16 protein-coding genes are annotated in these 15,920 nt (G+C 61.2%); 7 read left to right on the forward strand and 9 right to left on the reverse strand.

Annotated features, from left to right (window positions below):
* Positions 1–180 precede the first annotated feature (180 nt).
* A complete protein-coding gene (locus V6M90_RS05575; protein ID WP_332846187.1) occupies positions 181–567 on the forward strand; it encodes a hypothetical protein in 387 nt (128 codons plus the stop codon).
* 13 nt (positions 568–580) lie between these two features.
* Entirely contained in the window at positions 581–1,243 is a 663-nt protein-coding gene (locus V6M90_RS05580; RefSeq protein ID WP_332846188.1) for a hypothetical protein, read from the forward strand.
* A gap of 126 nt (positions 1,244–1,369) precedes the next feature.
* Here V6M90_RS05580 and V6M90_RS05585 read toward each other — a convergent pair whose 3' ends face one another.
* From V6M90_RS05585 to V6M90_RS05595, 3 genes are all read right to left on the reverse strand, one after another.
* Positions 1,370–1,645 carry an HU family DNA-binding protein gene (locus tag V6M90_RS05585; RefSeq protein WP_003176958.1) on the reverse strand — a complete coding sequence of 92 codons (276 nt, stop codon included), beginning with the start codon at positions 1,643–1,645 and terminating at the stop codon, positions 1,370–1,372.
* 191 nt (positions 1,646–1,836) lie between these two features.
* Positions 1,837–2,985: an NAD(P)/FAD-dependent oxidoreductase gene (locus V6M90_RS05590; RefSeq protein WP_332846189.1), complete on the reverse strand. Its 1,149-nt coding sequence runs from the start codon at positions 2,983–2,985 to the stop codon at positions 1,837–1,839.
* A gap of 37 nt (positions 2,986–3,022) precedes the next feature.
* Complete coding sequence (locus V6M90_RS05595) at positions 3,023–3,190, reverse strand: rubredoxin (RefSeq protein WP_027616797.1); 168 nt, start codon at positions 3,188–3,190, stop codon at positions 3,023–3,025.
* Between the two features lie 195 nt (positions 3,191–3,385).
* Between V6M90_RS05595 and V6M90_RS05600 the strand changes: the two genes are divergently transcribed.
* Both V6M90_RS05600 and ubiA read left to right on the forward strand, forming a co-directional pair.
* Complete coding sequence (locus V6M90_RS05600) at positions 3,386–3,949, forward strand: chorismate--pyruvate lyase family protein (protein WP_078826602.1); 564 nt, start codon at positions 3,386–3,388, stop codon at positions 3,947–3,949.
* The gene (gene ubiA, locus V6M90_RS05605) at positions 3,949–4,839 is read left to right on the forward strand and encodes a 4-hydroxybenzoate octaprenyltransferase (RefSeq protein ID WP_332846190.1); all 891 of its coding nucleotides are present in this window, start codon (positions 3,949–3,951) and stop codon (positions 4,837–4,839) included. The genes V6M90_RS05600 and ubiA overlap by 1 nt, the downstream gene beginning before the upstream one ends.
* Before the next feature lie 109 nt (positions 4,840–4,948).
* Here ubiA and V6M90_RS05610 read toward each other — a convergent pair whose 3' ends face one another.
* Positions 4,949–5,326: a COG4315 family predicted lipoprotein gene (locus V6M90_RS05610; RefSeq protein WP_003176963.1), complete on the reverse strand. Its 378-nt coding sequence runs from the start codon at positions 5,324–5,326 to the stop codon at positions 4,949–4,951.
* A gap of 155 nt (positions 5,327–5,481) precedes the next feature.
* Here V6M90_RS05610 and phoB point away from each other — a divergent pair, with 155 nt between their 5' ends.
* From phoB to V6M90_RS05625, 3 genes are all read left to right on the forward strand, one after another.
* Positions 5,482–6,171 carry a phosphate regulon transcriptional regulator PhoB gene (gene phoB, locus V6M90_RS05615; protein WP_003176964.1) on the forward strand — a complete coding sequence of 230 codons (690 nt, stop codon included), beginning with the start codon at positions 5,482–5,484 and terminating at the stop codon, positions 6,169–6,171.
* 95 nt (positions 6,172–6,266) lie between these two features.
* Positions 6,267–7,553, forward strand: a complete 1,287-nt coding sequence (phoR, locus tag V6M90_RS05620; RefSeq protein WP_258317757.1) for a phosphate regulon sensor histidine kinase PhoR — start codon at positions 6,267–6,269, stop codon at positions 7,551–7,553.
* A gap of 167 nt (positions 7,554–7,720) precedes the next feature.
* Entirely contained in the window at positions 7,721–9,061 is a 1,341-nt protein-coding gene (locus V6M90_RS05625) for a hemolysin family protein (RefSeq protein WP_078826606.1), read from the forward strand.
* A 63-nt stretch (positions 9,062–9,124) separates the two neighbouring features.
* Here V6M90_RS05625 and V6M90_RS05630 read toward each other — a convergent pair whose 3' ends face one another.
* From V6M90_RS05630 to V6M90_RS05650, 5 genes are all read right to left on the reverse strand, one after another.
* A complete protein-coding gene (locus V6M90_RS05630; protein WP_305428108.1) occupies positions 9,125–10,036 on the reverse strand; it encodes a response regulator in 912 nt (303 codons plus the stop codon).
* Between the two features lie 166 nt (positions 10,037–10,202).
* A complete protein-coding gene (phoU, locus tag V6M90_RS05635; protein ID WP_003176968.1) occupies positions 10,203–10,964 on the reverse strand; it encodes a phosphate signaling complex protein PhoU in 762 nt (253 codons plus the stop codon).
* Positions 10,965–11,034: 70 nt separating this feature from the next.
* Positions 11,035–11,868, reverse strand: coding sequence for a phosphate ABC transporter ATP-binding protein PstB (pstB, locus tag V6M90_RS05640; RefSeq protein ID WP_049710890.1), 834 nt, complete (start codon positions 11,866–11,868; stop codon positions 11,035–11,037).
* Positions 11,869–11,961: 93 nt separating this feature from the next.
* Positions 11,962–13,632, reverse strand: coding sequence for a phosphate ABC transporter permease PstA (gene pstA / locus V6M90_RS05645; RefSeq protein WP_141062841.1), 1,671 nt, complete (start codon positions 13,630–13,632; stop codon positions 11,962–11,964).
* Positions 13,633–13,647: 15 nt separating this feature from the next.
* The gene (locus V6M90_RS05650; RefSeq protein ID WP_198140494.1) at positions 13,648–15,681 is read right to left on the reverse strand and encodes an ABC transporter permease subunit; all 2,034 of its coding nucleotides are present in this window, start codon (positions 15,679–15,681) and stop codon (positions 13,648–13,650) included.
* Between the last annotated feature and the right edge of the window lie 239 nt (positions 15,682–15,920).

The following is a 15,920-nucleotide window of genomic DNA, read 5'->3' on the forward strand; positions in this document are numbered from 1 at the left end:
TTGATCGCGAGATCTTTCACTGAACTGGTTGAGAAAATCATTAAATCCGGAGGTAAAAGCTTATTCTGGATACCAGGCCACACTTGATAGTGAGACCAGACTATATAACCCCACGGTCGTTGGCTGAACCGTCTGTACTACGGCAGCGCCCATCTGCACCAGATCAACCTCGACGGCCAGGTGATCAACGACTTCGAGCGCGACCGCGATAACCGTCGGGATCAGCGCCAACTGCTCCACTACGACGTGGCCGGCGCATCGCTAAAACCGAACATGACAGCAACGGTTATCCGTTGGGTGAAACCCGCTTTGATTGGCAGGGCTTGCGCCTGCGGTAAGAACATCGGCATAGCCAGACCAGCCATGGTGCATGCCGAGGAGAATCGTTTGCGGCGCACTAGTGGGATGGGACCCAATCAGATGCTTAAGCGCGGGAAGCTGGAGATTCGCCTCATGTCCCAAGCCATACACAACTCACTGGTCAAAACCGGCATCATCACGCAACAACAAGTCAGGACGGCGAGGCGCTCTGCCACGTCATTCGCCAAACGAAAAGGTTGTTTCTAAAGGATCACCGGCTATGGGTATCAATCAGATTATCCTCTCACAGCAAGACCATAACCTTGGACAAATAGGCGGAGGTGCGTGGCTTACAGACCTTGAGTTGTGGCCTAAAGACCCGCAGACCGGTCAGCTTATGCTGCCGGTGATTACGATGACCTCAACGTTCTTGGACGTCCCATTCATACCCTCCGGGATGGCGCTTACTGTGTTCGTCTCCGTTGAGCGAACTGACGAAACGTACACACGATCGTCTGTACGAAAGTTGACTGTTCATCAACAAAGCGAGATGGAAAAGCTCCAACTTGGCCATAGTCAAGTTCTGCTTCACGCACTGGCGACTTCCGAACTCACACCCGCTGCGTTGGTTGATCCAATCCCGCGAACGTATATTGCCCAGCAACCGTTCACTCCCGAACAAATGGAGGAAGAATTGGAAGACCTGGACAGTGGCGCGAGTATCAGCAAGGCCCTTGGGCGCCCCGCATGGTTGCAAGACCCTTTGTATGAAAGCCCTCGCTACTATTTCTTGGCTCAACTAACCGACGCCGACATTGCAAAAATCAGCCCTAGTCACGAAGGAATACTCGGTGGAGGTATCGGCTATGTGTTCGCCGATAATCGAGCGAAAAAGCTGAAAGAAGGGGATCTGGGCGGCTATTTCCTAGTTCAATTCACCTGAGAATGCGATTAGGCGGGCTGGCTTAATGCGGCATACGCATCAGTACCCAACAAAAAAGGGCACCCGACCCAATCGGCGTGCCCATTTTTCTTACCGCCCCGCCTCCCTTCGAGACGGTACTGCGCGTTAAGCGTTAACGGTATCTTTCAGCGATTTACCCGGTTTGAACGCAACGGTATTGCTGGCCTTGATTTTCACAGGCTCACCGGTTTGCGGGTTTTTGCCGGTGCGGGCGCCGCGGTGGCGTTGCAGGAAGGTGCCGAAGCCCACCAGGGTGACGCTGTCCTTGCGGTGCAGGGCGCCGGTGATTTCTTCGAGAACGGCGTTGAGGACGCGGTTGGCCTGCTCTTTGGTGAGATCCGCTTTTTCAGCGATGGCGGCTGCGAGTTCTGGTTTACGCATATGTGAAGCCTCTTTGACGGTTTTTTGTTGTTATGTCCGTGCCACTCTCTGACGGAGCGGCGCCCAAAGCGCCGCAGGCTCTACTCTGCGGCAGACGGGAGTGAGGATGGCATGCCCTCGCACGCTCCGCCAGTCTCGCGGCGAGCTTTCTGGGGTGAAAAACGGGCTTATTCCGACAGAACGACCGACATTTACGCCAGCAGTGGCGGAAGTTCCTTATTCAACGCCAGTTTTTCCATCACGGCGGTGCCGGTCAGCGCATACCCCAGCAGGCGGCCACTGGCATCGCGGCACAGCGCCTTGATGTCGGCGCCCTGGCCTTCGACAATCCATACGCCTTCGGTGCCGCGTGGTGGTGGCGAGACCACCAGCGGGCAGACCGGGGTTTTCACGGTGACGGGCATCGGGCCGTAGCTGACCGCCGTGGCGTTGCCGGCCAGGGTCTGGGCCAGCGCTCGGGCGCAGGTCATCAGCGGCATCACGTACAGCAGGTTCAAGCCATCGACCTCGGCGCAGTCGCCCAGGGCGTAGATGTTGGCGTGGGAGGTCTTGAGGTGGCGGTCCACCATGATGCCGCGGTTGGTCTGCAGGCCGGCGGCGGCGGCCAGGTCGGTGCGTGGGCGCAGGCCGATGGCCGAGACCACCAGGTCGCAGGGGATCACTGCACCGTCCGACAGGTGGGCTTCGAGGCCGTCCGCCGTACGCTGCAGGCGGCTGAGCACCGGCCCCAGGTGGAAACGCGCGCCCAGGCTTTCAAGGCCGGCCTGTACTGCGGCGGCCGCCGCCGGGTGCAGCAGGGTCGGCATGACTTGCTCGCAGGGGGCGACCAGGTCGATTTCATAACCGCCCAGGATCAAATCGTTGGCGAATTCACAGCCGATCAGGCCGGCGCCGAGCAGCAGCACGCGGCGCTTGCCGGCCGCGGCAGTGCGAAAGCGTGCGTAGTCTTCAAGGTCGTTGATCGGAAAAATCAGCTCGGCCGCATCGCCCTCGACGGGCACCTGCACGGTCTGGGCGCCCCAGGCCAGGACCAGGTCGCGGTAAGCCACGGCTTCCTCGCCGATCCACAGGCGCTTGTGGCCTGGGTCGATGCCGCTGATACGGGTGTGGGTGCGCACTTCGGCCTTGAGTTGCTCGGCCATGGCGCCAGGCTCAGCCATGCTCAGGCCGTCGGCTTCCTTGTTCTTGCCAAAGCCGGTGGAGAGCATGGGCTTGGAGTAGGAACGCCCATCATCCGCGGTGATCAGCAGCAAGGGGGTTTCGCTGTCGAGCTTGCGAAATTCCCGGGCCACGTTGTAACCGGCCAACCCTGTGCCGATGATCACGACAGGTGCGTTCATTCCATTCTCCTTGTAGTACGGTTCTTAAATGTTCAGATCAGGCGATTTCGATCATTTCGAAATCCATTTTGCCCACGCCGCAATCCGGGCACAGCCAGTCTTCAGGGACGTCTTGCCACAGGGTGCCCGGAGCGATTCCGTCATCCGGCCAGCCGTCTGCTTCGTTGTAGATCAGGCCGCAGACTACACATTGCCACTTCTTCATTCTTGCTTCCTCAGGGTCCAGGCATCTTGGCCGACGGTCGATAGACCAGCGTTGCCGTACGGCTCAGGGCGTTTTGTACTGATCGGAGCCTGCAGATGCAAGCGCGATCGACGCAAGGTGCCGGCTCAGCCCGGCAAAAGTCCAAGGCGCCATGGTAAGCTCGCCGCCTCTTTCGCTGCCAATTACTGACTCTCCGTGCCGCACTCAATCGCCCTCCCCGAGGCTTGCCAATGGCTGATCCAGAGCCATTTGAGCCCCCTGCCCACGCCCTTGACCCTCGATTGGCTGTTCGATGAAGGCTCACTGACGCGCCGGTTGACGCGGCTGTCGAACGACGGCTTCAGCGTCACCCCACTGTTCGAAGGCTGGCAACCGCTGCGGGACGATGAGTGTGCGGCCCTGGACCTGGCCCCGGCCACGGTCGGCTGGGCGCGCGAGGTGTATTTACGCGGGCATGGCCAGCCGTGGGTATTTGCCCGCAGCGTGGCATCACGCAGTGCGCTGCAGGGCGACGGTTTGCACATGGACGAACTGGGCAGCCGCTCGCTGGGCGAGTTGTTGTTCTGCGACCAGGCGTTTACCCGCCAGGCGATCGAGGTGTGCCGTTACCCTCGGCAATGGCTGCCGAACGCCGACCAGGCTGATGGGCTATGGGCCCGTCGCTCGCGCTTCGACCGTGGCGCGCTGAGCGTGCTGGTGGCGGAAGTCTTCTTGCCGGGTTTCTGGCAGGCGCTGCATGACCATCCGGAGAACTGCTGATGTATCAACGTGCGCTCAAATCCTTGAACCGCTTGAACCCAAGGGCCTGGGACTTCATTCAGTTGACCCGCATGGACAAGCCCATCGGCATCTACCTGCTGTTGTGGCCGACGCTGTGGGCGCTGTGGATTGCCGGCAAGGGTTCGCCGTCGCTCGCCAATATCGTGATTTTCGTACTGGGCGTGGTACTCACCCGAGCGGGCGGCTGCGTGATCAATGACTGGGCCGACCGCAAGGTGGACGGCCATGTAAAGCGCACGGCACAACGTCCGCTGGCCAGCGGCAAGATCAGTTCAAAAGAGGCACTGGTGTTCTTTGCGCTGTTGATGGGCGTCAGTTTCCTGCTGGTGCTGCTGACCAACGCCACCACCATCCTGCTGTCCCTCGGCGGCCTGGCGCTGGCGGCAAGCTACCCGTTCATGAAGCGCTACACCTATTACCCGCAGGTGGTGTTGGGCGCGGCGTTTTCCTGGGGCATGCCGATGGCGTTTACCGCCGAAACAGGCGATTTGCCCGCCACTGCATGGCTGCTGTACATCGCCAACCTGCTGTGGACGGTGGGTTATGACACTTATTACGCAATGACCGACCGCGACGACGACTTGAAGATCGGCGTGAAATCCACCGCAATTCTGTTCGGCGATGCCGACCGGGTGATCATCCTCACGTTGCAGGGCCTGGCGCTGGTGTGCCTGTTGCTGGCGGGCGTGCGGTTTGAGCTGGGCGGCTGGTTCCACCTGGGGCTGCTGGCGGCGGCGGGCTGTTTTGCCTGGGAGTTCTGGTATACCCGCGACAGGGACCGCATGAAGTGCTTCAAGGCGTTTTTACACAACCACTGGGCGGGGTTGGCGATTTTTGTCGGGATTGTGGCCGACTACGGGTTTCGCTGAGGTTTTTGTGGTGGCTGTACCGGCGTCATCGGGGGCCCCCTCCCACAGGGGTACGCATTCCCACTGCGGGAGGGGGTTTGCCCCCAATGCTCTCAGCGGCGCCGCAGGCTTATGGCTTGATGATGTGCCACGCGCCGCCCTTGCCATCTCCGGTCTTGTCACCGGCCCTCTTGTCGTCCTTGTAGGTGTACACCGGCTTGCCTTTGTAGGCCCACTGACTGGTCTGGTCATCACGTGTAATAACCGTCCAATCGCCCGTCTTTGTATCTGTGGATTCAGCCTTCAGCGGCGGCCAGTTGGTCGCGCACTGGTCCTTGCACACTGACTTGCCGTCGGCATCCTTGTCGAAGGTATAGAGCGTCATCCCCTTGTGATCCACCAACATCCCATCTTTTTTCATCGCCGGCTCTGCGGCAAAGGCCAGGCCTGGCAGCATCAACGCCGCCGATAGCAGCAGGGCTTTCCAGGAAACAGTGCTGTAAGTCATCGGAACCTTCCTTTTGTGGTTGTCAGGATTCGGACCCAAAGGGTAGTCCAGAGTGCCGTGAATTGCCCGGACGACTAAATTACTGTCACACGACTGCAATAATTCCGTTATCTAATGCGGCGCAAGACAGTTAAATGACAAGAGGATTTTTGAGCATGGTTGGCAGGAGCATTCTGATTGTTGACGACGAAGCGCCCATCCGCGAGATGATCGCCGTTGCGTTGGAAATGGCCGGCTACGACTGCCTGGAGGCGGAAAATTCCCAGCAGGCCCATGCCATTATCGTCGACCGTAAGCCGGACCTGATCCTGCTGGACTGGATGCTGCCCGGCACCTCCGGCATCGAACTGGCGCGCCGTCTCAAGCGCGACGAGCTGACCGGGGACATCCCGATCATCATGCTTACCGCCAAGGGCGAAGAGGACAACAAGATCCAGGGCCTGGAAGTGGGCGCCGACGACTACATCACCAAGCCGTTTTCCCCACGCGAGCTGGTTGCACGCCTCAAAGCCGTACTGCGCCGCGCCGGCCCGACGGATGGCGAAGCGCCGATCGAAGTCGGTGGGCTGCTGCTGGACCCGATCAGCCACCGCGTGACCATCGACGGCAAGCCGGCCGAAATGGGCCCCACCGAATACCGCCTGCTGCAGTTCTTCATGACCCACCAGGAGCGCGCCTACACTCGTGGCCAGTTGCTCGATCAGGTCTGGGGCGGCAACGTCTACGTCGAAGAGCGCACCGTGGACGTGCATATCCGCCGTCTGCGCAAAGCCTTGGGCGATGCCTATGAGAATCTGGTACAAACCGTGCGCGGCACGGGCTATAGGTTTTCAACCAAAGGCTGAGCCAGCCGCTTCGTGACTCAAGAGCCTGACTTAAACAGCTGACAAGGACGCATGTTCAAGTGAACCAAAACTGGCATGGCACCCTGATCCGCCACATGCTTCTGTTGATCACCGGCTGCCTGTTGGTCGGGCTGATCAGCGGCTACTACGGCTGGAGCCTGGCCATCGGCATCGGCCTGTACCTGGGCTGGACCCTCAAGCAACTGCTGCGCCTGCATGAATGGCTGCGCCAGCACAAACCCGACGAAGCGCCACCCGACGGCTACGGCCTGTGGGGCGAGGTGTTCGACAGCATCTATCACCTGCAACGCCGCGACCAACGGGTACGCGGGCGCCTGCAAGCGGTGATCGACCGGGTGCAGGAGTCCACCGCCGCGCTCAAGGACGCGGTGATCATGCTCGACAGCGACGGCAACCTGGAATGGTGGAACCGCGCGGCCGAAACCCTGCTGGGCCTCAAGACGCCCCAGGACAGCGGTCAGCCGGTGACCAACCTGGTGCGCCACCCGCGCTTCAAGGAGTACTTCGAGCAGGACAACTACGAAGAAGCCCTGGAAATCCCCTCGCCGACCAACGACCGCGTGCGTATCCAGCTGTACCTGACGCGCTACGGCAACAACGAGCACCTGATGCTGGTGCGCGACGTGACCCGCATCCACCAGTTGGAACAGATGCGCAAAGACTTCGTCGCCAACGTCTCCCACGAACTACGCACGCCGTTGACGGTGATCTGCGGGTATCTGGAGACGCTGCTGGACAATGTCGACGAGATCAACCCGCGCTGGAGCCGCGCCCTGCAACAGATGCAGCAACAGGGTTCGCGCATGCAGACCCTGCTCAACGACCTGCTGTTGCTGGCCAAGCTCGAGGCCACCGATTACCCCTCGGACAACCACCCGGTGGCCGTGCAAAGCCTGCTGCAGACCATCAAGAATGACGCCCAGGCCCTCTCCGGCGAGCGCGGACAGCAGATCAGCCTGGAAGCTGACGCTTCAGTGATGCTCAAGGGCAGTGAGGGCGAACTGCGCAGTGCGTTCTCCAACCTGGTGTTCAACGCCGTGAAGTACACCCAGGACAAGGGCACTATCCGCGTCCGCTGGTGGGCCGACGCGCAGGGCGCGCACCTGAGCGTGCAGGACTCCGGCATCGGCATCGACGCCAAGCACCTGCCGCGCCTGACCGAACGCTTCTACCGCGTCGATTCCAGCCGCAACTCCAACACCGGCGGCACCGGGCTGGGCCTGGCGATCGTCAAGCATGTGTTGCTGCGCCACCGCGCACGCCTGGAAATCAGCAGTGTGCTGGGGCATGGCAGTACGTTTACCTGCCATTTTCCAACGACGCAGGTAACGCGTTCGCGCCTCGTCGGGAATGACGAATAATCCAAACACAACACAGCTGGAAATGTGGGAGGGGCGGATTCCACACACCAACCGGCAGCAACCACTAGGCAAGCGCCCCGTCAGCGGCTACATTGGCCGACTTACGCCTGCCTTTCAGGCCCTTCTGTCATCCCTTATTGAACACACGGAACCCGCAAAACCCCATCATGGACCCTTCCCCTGGCATCACCCTCGCGACCCTCTTCGCCGACTTCGGCATGATTCTTTTTGCTCTGATCCTGGTACTGCTCAACGGTTTCTTCGTTGCGGCGGAATTCGCCATGGTCAAATTGCGCTCGACCCGGGTCGAAGCCATCGCCCACACCAACGGCTGGCGCGGGCAGATCCTGCGCACCGTACACAGCCAGCTCGACGCTTATCTGTCGGCCTGCCAGCTGGGTATCACCCTCGCCTCCCTGGGGTTGGGCTGGGTCGGTGAGCCGGCCTTTGCGCATATCCTTGAGCCTCTGTTGGGCGCCGTGGGCGTCGAATCCCCGGAAGTGATCAAGGGCGTGTCGTTCTTTGCCGCGTTCTTCGTGATTTCCTACCTGCACATCGTGGTCGGTGAACTGGCGCCCAAGTCCTGGGCCATCCGCAAGCCCGAGCTGCTGTCGCTGTGGACGGCGGTGCCGCTGTACCTGTTCTACTGGGCCATGTACCCGGCGATCTACCTGCTCAACGCCAGCGCCAACGCTATTTTGCGCATTGCCGGCCAAGGCGAGCCTGGCCCGCATCACGAACACCATTACAGCCGCGAAGAACTCAAGCTGATCCTGCACTCCAGCCGTGGCCAGGACCCGAGCGACCAAGGCATGCGTGTGCTGGCCTCGGCCGTGGAAATGGGCGAGCTGGAAGTCGTGGACTGGGCCAATTCCCGGGAAGACCTCGTCACCCTGGACTTCAACGCCCCGCTCAAAGAGATCCTGGCGCTGTTCCGCCGCCACAAGTTCAGCCGCTACCCGGTGTATGACGCGGTGCGCAACGAGTTCGTCGGCTTGCTGCACATCAAGGACCTGCTGCTGGAACTGGCGGCCCTGGATCACATCCCCGAGTCGTTCAACCTGGCCGAACTGACCCGTCCGCTGGAACGCGTTTCCCGGCACATGCCGTTGTCGCAGTTGCTGGAGCAGTTCCGCAAAGGCGGCGCACACTTCGCCCTGGTGGAAGAAGCCGACGGCAAGATCATCGGCTACCTCACCATGGAAGACGTGCTGGAAGTGCTGGTGGGCGATATTCAGGACGAACACCGCAAGGCCGAGCGCGGCATCCTGGCCTACCAGCCGGGCAAGCTGCTGGTGCGCGGCGATACACCGCTGTTCAAGGTCGAACGCCTGCTGGGCGTCGACCTGGACCACATCGAGGCCGAAACCCTGGCCGGCCTGATCTACGACACGCTCAAGCGCGTGCCGGAAGAGGAAGAAGTGCTGGAGGTTGAAGGCCTGCGCATCATCATCAAGAAGATGAAAGGGCCGAAAATCGTGCTGGCCAAGGTGTTACTGCTGGACTGACCTCCGGAACGCAAACCAAATGTGGGAGCAAGCCCCCACATTAGTTAGGCGTTGCTCTGCAGATCACGCACCCGGCACAAAATGCTTCTGCGCCGTGCCCCGTGCGATCAGGCGGGAAATGTAGTCGAGTTTCTGCGCGTCCTGGTCGATAAACCGGAAGGTCAGCTGCAGCCAGTCGCTGTCGGGCCTGGGCTCGAAGGCGACGATGGCGTGCAGGTAGCCGTTGAGGCGGGCCACTTCGGCGTTCTCGCCTTGCTCCAGGTCAAGCACGGCGCTTTCCAGTACCTGAGGCAGGACGTCACCTCGACGCACCACCAGCAGCGCTTCCTTGATGCTCAGCGCCTTGATCACGCATTGCTGGGTGCCGCTGGACAGGCGCAGTTGGCCCTGGCCACGGCCGGCGGACGGCGCAGCGGCGGAGGGCGCTTGAACCGGCGGGCTGTTGAGCAGGCCTCTGCTTGGCGCAGGTGCGGCGGCGGCAACGGGCGCTGCGCGCGCGGCCTCAGGCTTGCCGCCCGTCAGGGCGCTCAGAGAGTCGTTGCCGAACGCCGAGTTCATCTTGGTCGGTGCGCTGGCAACCAGGGCGTCGAGGCGACCGACCTTGTGCAGGGCCTGCTTGACCTTGTTCAGCAGTTGCTCGTTGGTGAACGGCTTGCTGACGTAGCCGGAAACCCCAGCCTGGATGGCCTGGACTACGTTCTCTTTGTCGCCACGGCTGGTCACCATCACGAATGGCATGGCCTTGAGGTGCGGTTGCTCGCGGCACCAGGTCAACAGCTCCAGGCCGGACATCTCCGGCATTTCCCAGTCGCACAGCACCAGGTCGAAGGACTCGCGCATCAGGATGGTCTGGGCCTTCTTGCCATTCACCGCATCTTCAAGCTTGATCCCAGGGAAGTAGTTGCGCAGGCACTTCTTCACCAGGTCGCGGATAAACGAGGCGTCATCCACCACCAATACACTGACTTTACTCATCGACCCTTCATCCTATAAAAACTTCGGCACGCAAAACGCCTGACTGATGGCATTTTGCCAAAACTCTGTAGTCACGTTCGGACTTTCTTTTACCCGATTCGTAAAAATTCAGGTGCCACAAACGAAAACGCCCGACCAAAGGCCGGGCGTTAATTTCTCGGGCAACTTACTTATCGTCAGGTTCGCCCGGAACATTAGGGTTTTGATCGGCTGAACCTTCAACTTCAGCCTTCATGCGCTTGAGGCCCATGTGCCGTACGTCGGTACCGCGAACCAGGTAGATCACCAGTTCCGAGATATTGCGCGCGTGGTCGCCGATCCGCTCCAGGGAGCGCAGCACCCAGATAATGCTCAAGACCCTTGAGATAGAGCGCGGGTCTTCCATCATGTAGGTGGCCAGCTCACGCAGGGCGGTTTTGTATTCGCGGTCGATGACTTTGTCGTACTGCGCGACCGACAACGCCAGGTCCGCGTCGAAACGCGCAAACGCGTCAAGGGCATCGCGCACCATGTTGCGCACTTGGTCGCCGATATGACGCACCTCCACATAACCGCGCGGCGCTTCGCCTTCTTCGCAGAGCTGGATGGCGCGGCGGGCGATCTTGGTGGCTTCGTCGCCGATGCGCTCCAGGTCGATCACCGACTTGGAGATGCTGATGATCAAACGCAGGTCCGAGGCCGCCGGCTGGCGACGGGCGAGAATGCGCAGGCATTCTTCGTCAATGTTGCGTTCCATCTGGTTGATCTGGTCGTCAATCTCACGCACTTGCTGGGCCAGGCCCGAATCGGCCTCGATCAGCGCGGTGACCGCATCGTTGACTTGCTTCTCCACCAGGCCGCCCATCGCCAGGAGGTGGCTGCGCACCTCCTCGAGCTCGGCGTTGAACTGCGCGGAGATGTGATGGGTAAGGCCTTCTTTGCTAATCATGTTGGCGTCCTTGGAGCGTCCGGTAAGGTGCGGAGAACCGCAGCGTCAGTGCAATCAGAACCACAGCTTCCTAGCCGTAGCGACCGGTGATGTAGTCTTCGGTCTGCTTCTTCGCCGGATTGGTGAACAGGGTATCGGTATCGCCGAACTCCACCAACTTGCCCATGTACATGAACGCGGTGTAGTCGGACACCCGCGCCGCCTGTTGCATGTTGTGAGTCACGATGACGATGGTGAACTTGGATTTCAGCTCGTAGATCAGTTCTTCGACTTTCAGCGTCGAAATCGGGTCGAGTGCCGAGCACGGTTCGTCGAGCAGCAGCACTTCCGGCTCCACGGCGATGGTACGGGCGATCACCAGACGTTGCTGCTGGCCGCCGGACAAGCCGAGTGCGGATTCGTGCAGGCGGTCCTTGACCTCGTCCCACAGCGCCGCGCCCTTCAAGGCCCACTCGACGGCTTCATCGAGGATGCGCTTCTTGTTGATGCCCTGGATGCGCAGGCCGTAGACCACGTTTTCGTAGATGGTCTTGGGGAACGGGTTGGGCTTCTGGAACACCATGCCCACCCGACGACGCAGCTCGGCCACGTCCTCGCCCTTGCGGTAGATGTTGGTGCCATAGAGGTTGATGGCGCCTTCCACACGGCAACCGTCCACCAAGTCGTTCATGCGGTTGAACGTGCGCAGCAGCGTGGATTTACCGCAGCCCGACGGGCCGATAAAGGCGGTCACACGCTGCTTGGGGATGTTCATGCTGACGTCGAACAGCGCCTGCTTTTCACCGTAGTACAGGCTCAGGCCCGGTACTTCGATGGCCACGGTTTCCTGGGCCAGGCTCAGGCTCTGCTTGTCGCGACCCAGGGCAGACATGTTGATGCCGTGGGAATGGGTGTCTTGTTGCATGGTCTCACTCCGTTCGTAGCTGCAAGCTTTTAGCTGCACGCCGCAAGATTTGAGCAAAAGCGGCGTGTAGCTTGCCGCTTGTGGCTAATAGCTTTAGCTGTCCAACGCTTTGTATTTTTCGCGCAGGTGGTTACGAATCCACACCGCCGACAGGTTGAGCGTGGCGATCACCAGCACCAGCAGCAACGCGGTGGCGTACACCAGCGGCCGCGCGGCTTCGACGTTGGGGCTCTGGAAGCCAACGTCATAGATATGAAAGCCCAAATGCATGATCTTCTGGTCCAGGTGCAGGTACGGGTAGTTGCCGTCCAGCGGCAGCGACGGCGCCAGTTTCACCACGCCTACCAGCATCAGCGGCGCGACTTCGCCGGCGGCACGGGCCACGGCGAGAATCATGCCGGTCATCATCGCCGGGCTGGCCATCGGCAGCACGATCTTCCACAGCGTTTCCGCCTTGGTCGCGCCCAGCGCCAGCGAGCCTTCGCGCACGGTGCGAGGAATCCGCGCCAGGCCTTCTTCGGTGGCCACGATCACCACCGGCACGGCCAGCAGCGCCAGGGTCAGCGAGGCCCAGAGCAGGCCCGGGGTACCGAAGGTCGGGGCCGGCAGGGCCTCGGCGAAGAACAGACGGTCAACCGAACCACCCAGTACATACACGAAGAAGCCCAGGCCGAACACGCCGTAGACGATGGCCGGTACACCGGCCAGGTTGTTCACGGCGATGCGGATGATGCGGGTCAGGGTGTTCTGCTTGGCGTACTCACGCAGGTACACCGCGGCCAGTACGCCGAACGGGGTCACGATCATCGCCATGATCAGGGTCATCATCACGGTGCCGAAGATAGCCGGGAAGATCCCGCCTTCGGTGTTGGCTTCCCGTGGGTCATCGCTGAGGAATTCCCAGACCTTGCTGAAGTAGAAGCCGATCTTGGTCAGCGTGCCCATGGCGTTCGGCTGATAGGCGTGCACCACTTTGCCGATGCCGATTTCAATTTCCTTGCCGTTGCCGTCACGGGCCGTCAACGCGTCGCGGTTGAACTGGGCGTGCAGGTCGGCCAGGCGCGCTTCGATGTCCTGGTAACGGGCGTTCAGCTCAGCGCGGTCGGCGTCCATGTCGGCCTGGGCGGCGGCGTCGAGCTTGCCTTCCAACTCCAGCTTGCGACCGTGCAGGCGGATGCGCTCCAACCCGGCGTTGATCGCGCCGATATCGGTTTTTTCCAGGGTCTTGAGCTGGGCGGCCAACGCGTTGACGCGGTCGACGCGGGCTTGCAGCTCCGGCCACGCGGCCTCGCCTTCGGCGATGACCTTGCCGTCCTGCTTGACGTTGACCAGGGTGCCGTAGAAGTTACCCCACTCGCGCCGTTCGATGGTCATCAGGTTCGCGGGCCTGGTCTGATCCTTGAGCCATTCGCCGACGATCCAGGTGAAATCGTTGCCGTTCAGGTCGCGGTTGCCGACCTTGATCAGCTCGCGGGTCATGAATTCCGGGCCCTGGTCCGGCACCGGCAGGCCCGCGCTTTTCAGACGCTCGCGCGGCACTTCTTCCTTCTGCACCACTTCGCCGATGACGACATGGTTTTCCTGGCCCGGCACGCTGTAGTTGGCCTGGATCAGGTCGGCCGGCCAGAAATGGCCCAAGCCACGCACCGCAATCACAGCCAGCAGGCCAATGGTCATGATGACCGCGATGGACACCGCGCCACCGCTGATCCAGACGCCGGGGGCGCCGCTCTTGAACCATCCATTCAGGGAGTTCTGTTTCACAGACTTCTACCTTTCTTAAAGCGACGAGTATTTCTTGCGCAGACGCTGACGGATCAGCTCGGCGAGGGTGTTCATGATGAAGGTGAACAGCAGCAACACCAGCGCCGAGAGGAACAGCACGCGATAGTGACTGCCGCCCACTTCCGACTCGGGCATCTCCACCGCGACGTTGGCCGCCAGGGTGCGCAGGCCTTCGAACAGGTTCATCTCCATCACTGGCGTGTTACCGGTGGCCATCAGCACGATCATGGTTTCGCCGACGGCGCGGCCCATGCCGATCATCAAGGCCGAAAAGATGCCCGGGCTGGCGGTCAGGATCACCACGCGGGTCATGGTCTGCCACGGCGTGGCGCCCAGGGCCAGCGAGCCCAGGGTCAGGCCGCGTGGCACGCTGAACACGGCGTCTTCGGCGATGGAGTAGATGTTCGGGATCACTGCAAAACCCATGGCCAGCCCCACCACCAGTGCGTTGCGCTGGTCGTAGGTAATTCCCAGGTCGTGGGAGATCCACATGCGCATGTCGCCGCCGAAGAACCAGGTCTCCAGGTACGGGCTCATGTACAGCGACAGCCAGCCCACGAACAGGATCACCGGGATCAGGATCGCGCTCTCCCAGCCATCCGGAACCCGCAGGCGAATCGATTCGGGCAGGCGACTGAAGACGAAACCGGCGACGAGGATGCCTATCGGCAGCAGCATCAGCAGGCTGAAAATCCCCGGCAGATGCCCCTCTACATACGGCGCCAGGAACAGGCCGGCGAAGAAACCGAGGATTACCGTCGGCATCGCTTCCATCAATTCGATCACCGGCTTGACCTTGCGGCGCAGGCTCGGGGCCATGAAGTAAGCGGTGTAGATGGCCGCGGCAACCGCCAGTGGCGCCGCCAGCAGCATGGCGTAGAACGCCGCCTTCAGCGTACCGAAGGTCAATGGCGCCAGGCTCATCTTGGGTTCGAAGTCGGTGTTGGCGGCGGTCGATTGCCAGACGTACTTAGGCTCGTCGTAGTTTTCGTACCAGACCTTGCTCCACAACGCGCTCCAGGACACTTCGGGGTGCGGGTTATCCAGCAGCAGCGGTTGCAGCTTGCCGTCGGCCTCCACGATCACGCGGTTGGCGCGAGGCGACAGACCGAACACGCCCTGGCCGTCAACCACCGGGTCCACCAGCAAAGTGCGGTGGGCGGTGCTGTGGAACACGCCGAATTTGCCGGAAGCGTCGAGGGCGGTGAAACCTTTGCGACGCTCTTCGGCGGTGATTTCCACAATCGGCGCGGTGCCCATCTGGAAGGTGCGGATTTGCTTGAGGTGCTGCTCGCCATCCGGGTCGCGGGCCATGAACCACTGGGCCAGGCCACCTTTGGAGTTACCGACGATCAGCGAGATACCGCCCACCAGCTGGGTGCTGGCGGTGATTTCGGCGTTGCCGTCTTCCAATAGCTTGTATCGACCATTGAGGCTCTTGTCGCGCAGGCTGAACACATCGGCCAAGGCACGGCCGTTGATCACATACAGCCACTGCTGGCGCGGGTCGATGAAGATCGCCTTCACCGGCTCGGTCATCTGCGGCAGCTCGACACGTTTCTGCTCGCTGGTGACTTCGCCGGTCATCATGTTTTCTTCGCGGCTCAGGGTCAGCACATTCAGGTGCGAACCGGCGGAACCGGCCACCACCAGGGAGGTGTCGGTGGCATTGAGTGCTACGTGCTCCAGCGAGCGACCAGCCTCGTCCAGCACGATCGGCGTTTCACCGTAGGGGTATTCGATCGCGGGGGTGATGGTCTTCTTGCCGTCCGGGTAGGACACCTTGTAGGTGTGGCGGAACACCAGGGACTGACCATTGGACAAACCAAGAATCACCAGCGGGCTGCCCGGCTGGTCTTCGCCGATGGATGCAACGCTGACACCGGCCGGAAGCGGCAGGTCGAAACGCTTGAGTTCAGCACCGGTGTCGACTGCAAAAAACAGCGCCTGGCCCTTGTCGGAAACCCGCATGGCGACTTGGTTCTGTTCTTCGAGGGAGATCAGCAACGGCTTGCCGGCGTCCTGCATCCAGGCAGGTGTCAGCGCATCTTCCTTGGTCAGCGAGGCACCCTGGAACAGCGGCGCGACTACATAGGCGAGGAAGAAGAAGATCAGGGTGATAGCGCCAAGGACAGCGAGGCCACCCACCAGCACGTACCAACGGGTCAGGCGGTCCTTGAGCGCGCGAATGCGGCGCTTGCGTTGCAGCTCAGGCGTATTGAAATCAATGCGCTTGGGAGGAGAAGTCGTCGTCATGGTGGAATTGG

This window comes from Pseudomonas lactucae (assembly GCF_036688725.1).
In the GTDB taxonomy this organism is placed as follows: Bacteria; Pseudomonadota; Gammaproteobacteria; order Pseudomonadales; family Pseudomonadaceae; genus Aquipseudomonas; species Aquipseudomonas lactucae.